General features: G+C 38.3%; 4 protein-coding genes. 1 reads left to right on the forward strand and 3 read right to left on the reverse strand.

All coding sequences use genetic code 11. The features are described 5' to 3' along the window. The first annotated feature begins 100 nt into the window (after positions 1-100). Entirely contained in the window at positions 101-793 is a 693-nt protein-coding gene (locus tag V7149_RS21140; protein ID WP_335347566.1) for a Crp/Fnr family transcriptional regulator, read from the forward strand. 35 nt (positions 794-828) lie between these two features. Here the strand turns inward: V7149_RS21140 and V7149_RS21145 are convergent, their stop codons facing one another. From V7149_RS21145 to V7149_RS21155, 3 genes are all read right to left on the reverse strand, one after another. After that, complete coding sequence (locus V7149_RS21145) at positions 829-1,545, reverse strand: YwiC-like family protein (RefSeq protein WP_335347567.1); 717 nt, start codon at positions 1,543-1,545, stop codon at positions 829-831. A 122-nt stretch (positions 1,546-1,667) separates the two neighbouring features. Then, complete coding sequence (gene mobB / locus V7149_RS21150; protein ID WP_335347569.1) at positions 1,668-2,198, reverse strand: molybdopterin-guanine dinucleotide biosynthesis protein B; 531 nt, start codon at positions 2,196-2,198, stop codon at positions 1,668-1,670. Then, positions 2,192-3,457: a molybdopterin molybdotransferase MoeA gene (locus tag V7149_RS21155; RefSeq protein ID WP_335347568.1), complete on the reverse strand. Its 1,266-nt coding sequence runs from the start codon at positions 3,455-3,457 to the stop codon at positions 2,192-2,194. Before V7149_RS21155 ends, mobB begins: the two co-directional genes overlap by 7 nt. Positions 3,458-3,522 lie beyond the last annotated feature (65 nt).

Consider the following 3,522-nt stretch of genomic DNA (forward strand, 5'->3'; position numbering starts at 1 on the left):
CAATATAATAGTGTTATTATCCCTAAAAGATTGAATTATTCTAACGTTAAAGGTTCGTTTTTCCCACGGACAGACACTACGGGAAAAGGTGGTTTATCAAATGGAGTCTCAAATTGAGTTTTCTAATGAGCTTAAAGAGTTATTACTAACTGTTAATCATAAAAGAAAAATTGAAAAAGGCACCTTTCTATTCCAAGAAGGGATGAAAGCAAGCGAACTGTTTATTATTGAAAGCGGTTTAATTCAAATAAGTAAAATCGTTCCAGATGGACGTGAGCTTACTTTAAGAATGTGCTCTACAGGTGATATCATTGGGGAGCTTACACTTTTCTGTTCAGCACCAAGGTATATGCTAAGTGCAAAGGTAATTGAGGGTGGAGAGGTTGCGGTTATCGCTCAAAATGAATTAGAGGAAAGATTAAAACAGGAGCATCAGCTAGCACTTGAATTAATGAAGTGGACAAGCCTTCAATATCGAAAAACACAAACTAAATTTAGAGATCTCATTCTCCATGGGAAAAAGGGTGCCCTATATTCAACATTGATTAGACTTTCCAATAGCTATGGAGTGATTTCCGAAAATGGAATTACGTTAAGCATCCCATTAACGAACCAAGAGCTCGCCAATTTTTGCGGAACATCCAGAGAAGTGGTTAACCGGATGTTAGGAGAACTTCGAAAAAAAGAAATTATTTCGGTAGAAAAAGGAATCATTACTATCCACAGCCTTAACTATTTAAAAAACGAAATAGACTGTGAAAACTGCCCAGTTGAGATATGTAATATTGATTAGCTCAAAAAAAAACGCTTAAAGTCGAAGCGTTTTTTTTATTGTATGGCAATAAGAACGGTGATGAAAAAATAAGCGGTATTTACAATTTCAAGAATCCCTAATTTGGCCATCGTCAAGCCTTTGCCGTAAAAAATGACGGCTCTAATTAGGCTTGGGATATAGGCTGCCACTACTAACCAATTGCCCGTCATGATCCAGACCATAATAATCGCTATATGAAATAACCAGGATATCCATTTATACTTTTGGTTTTTCTTTTCTCTTATCATTGTTTTTACAAAAAAGGTACTGCCAGTGAAAAATAAAATGGAGGCAAAAAAGACTATCCAAACCTCACTAATCAGGTCTCCATTTGGAAGAAAGCCACTAGCTAACCCTGCTATTGAAAACACAATAATAGCACTCAAATCATTGCCTAATGCACGATCCCTGTTTTTCGATGAATAATAGGCGTTAAGAGTAAAGAAAGGAATCATAAGCAGCCCAAATATCACTATGGAAGGTCTTTCCCATAATGGTATCAAGAGCAATATCAAAGCCGGCACTACATAGATAATCGTCCATTTTCGATAGAAATTTATCTTTTTCCTTTTAAATAAAAGGAGCATTGGATATGTAGCTAAATACAGTAATAGCCAGCCAAAGAAAAAAGGGATATGTATCCACATGAAATCATTTGCAGCAACTCCCAGCCAAAACGGGATCATTAGCATCGCCCAAGCCCCGTGCTGTTTTGGTAAAAATAGATTCACTATTTTCTCCTCCCTTTGGAATGCTGACTTTACTATATCTGCTAATTCATTTTCGTTAAGTGAAAATTATCACAGAAAGGAATAAAACCGCCAAATTGTGACGGTTTTGAGGCGTTTACATTTTATTTACTTTGCTGGTTTATTAGGAACTTGATAATCCATTCTACCCCTGCCTTATCATGGATAGAAAAAAATGGAATGTTAGGATAAGCATCTTTAATCGTGGCATTTTCCTCATCCCAATACAAAGCTGCTTTAATATTCGTTAAGGTTGTAAGAAATTTATAGCTATCAACCGATTTCAGGATGACAATTTTCGGATAACTGGCATGCTTATGGCCTTCAATTATAATAAAGTCTGGGTTAATTTGCTTTAGGATCACAAGCTGCTCATCAATCGTCCATTTTATTTTCTCGGCTTGGAGAAGGATTCTTCCATCCCCCTCCACAATAGCTGCGAGTGCCCCAGAAGAAATATGCTGACTAGAATCCTTCGTTTCAAGCAGTTCAGGCTTTCCTCCATGACCATGATGCTTAACCGTTGCGGCTGTTAATTCATGTTTCGTAAGATGAGTAATAATTTTATTTACAAGTGTTGTTTTTCCGCTGTTTTGGTAACCAACCACTTGAAAAACATATGGAGACGTTACCATGGCCACTCGCTTCCGTCATAGTCCTCTAGCAGCAATACATCCACTTCAGAGCCTGCTTGAAAGCCCCTCGTTCCCCCTGGAAGAATCATTAAGGAATTAGCTCCGGCAAGGCTCATTACGATATTGGATTTGTCTACACCACTTGGAAAAACCAATAATTTTCCGTCCTTTACAGTGACAGTACTTCTAACAAAGCGGGTAAAAGGATTTGCTTTTGCAAATTCAACCGTAAGTTCAGCCTTCTCTTTCCGAAGATGAGGCTTTTCAGCAAATAGCATTTTCCTTATGATTGGACGGGTAAATAGTTCGAAACCAACATAGCAAGCGGAGGGATTTCCCGATAAACCGAATAAAAGCTTTCCTTCTAATTGTGCTACAGTCGTCACACTGCCAGGCCTCATGGCTACTTTGTTAAAAAGCACTTCAGCATTCATTTTACTATATATGGCTGGGAGATAATCAAAGTCACCGACTGAAACTCCACCTGTTGTGATCAATAAATCTACTTTATCTAAAGCTGATTTTACCGCTTCATAGCATGTGTCAAACTCATCAGGAAGTTTACCAAAATACATAACTTCTGCACCCGCGCGTTCTATTTGGGCAGCAATCATATAAGAGTTGCTGTTTCTTATTTTGCCAGGCTGTAGCTGATCATCTACATCCAACAGCTCAGTTCCTGTAGCATATAGACCTACTACCGGCTTTTTTGCAACCGGAACCTTTGCATAGCCAAACGTGGCTAGTATGGCCTGAATTCCTGGATTTATTTTTGCCCCTTTTTTAATAAGAATGTCCCCTTCTTTTGCATCCTCACCTCGGAATGAGATATTATCCCCAGAATTGAATGAACGTTTAATGGACATATAATTTTTCCCGTTTTTTTCAAAGCCTTTCGTTAACTCAAGCATTACAACCGCATCACATTCTGCAGGCATCTGTGCCCCAGTCATAATGCGAACCGCCTGGAATGAGCCAACCATTTTACTTGTCACGTGTCCGGCACCGATATGATCAATAACTTCAAATTCAATTGGACTGTCTGGTGATGCTTCTTTCGTATCGATCGCTCTGACAGCAAAACCATCATATGGAGAACGGTCAAAATGAGGCACATCATCAGTGGCAGTTATATCTTCTGCCAAATACCTTCCGAAACTCTCATTTATTGAGACGTATTCTATGTGTCCTGTTTTTTCAAAGTTCATTACCCGCTGAACAGCTTCACCAACAGGAATGGGATTTCTTCTTTCAACCATTTTATCAGCTCCTATAGAGACATCATTATCCTTATATTATAGGTGTATTGATGTTGATTTCATAT

This window comes from Bacillus sp. JJ1503, assembly GCF_036965125.1.
Lineage (GTDB): Bacteria > Bacillota > Bacilli > Bacillales > Cytobacillaceae > Cytobacillus.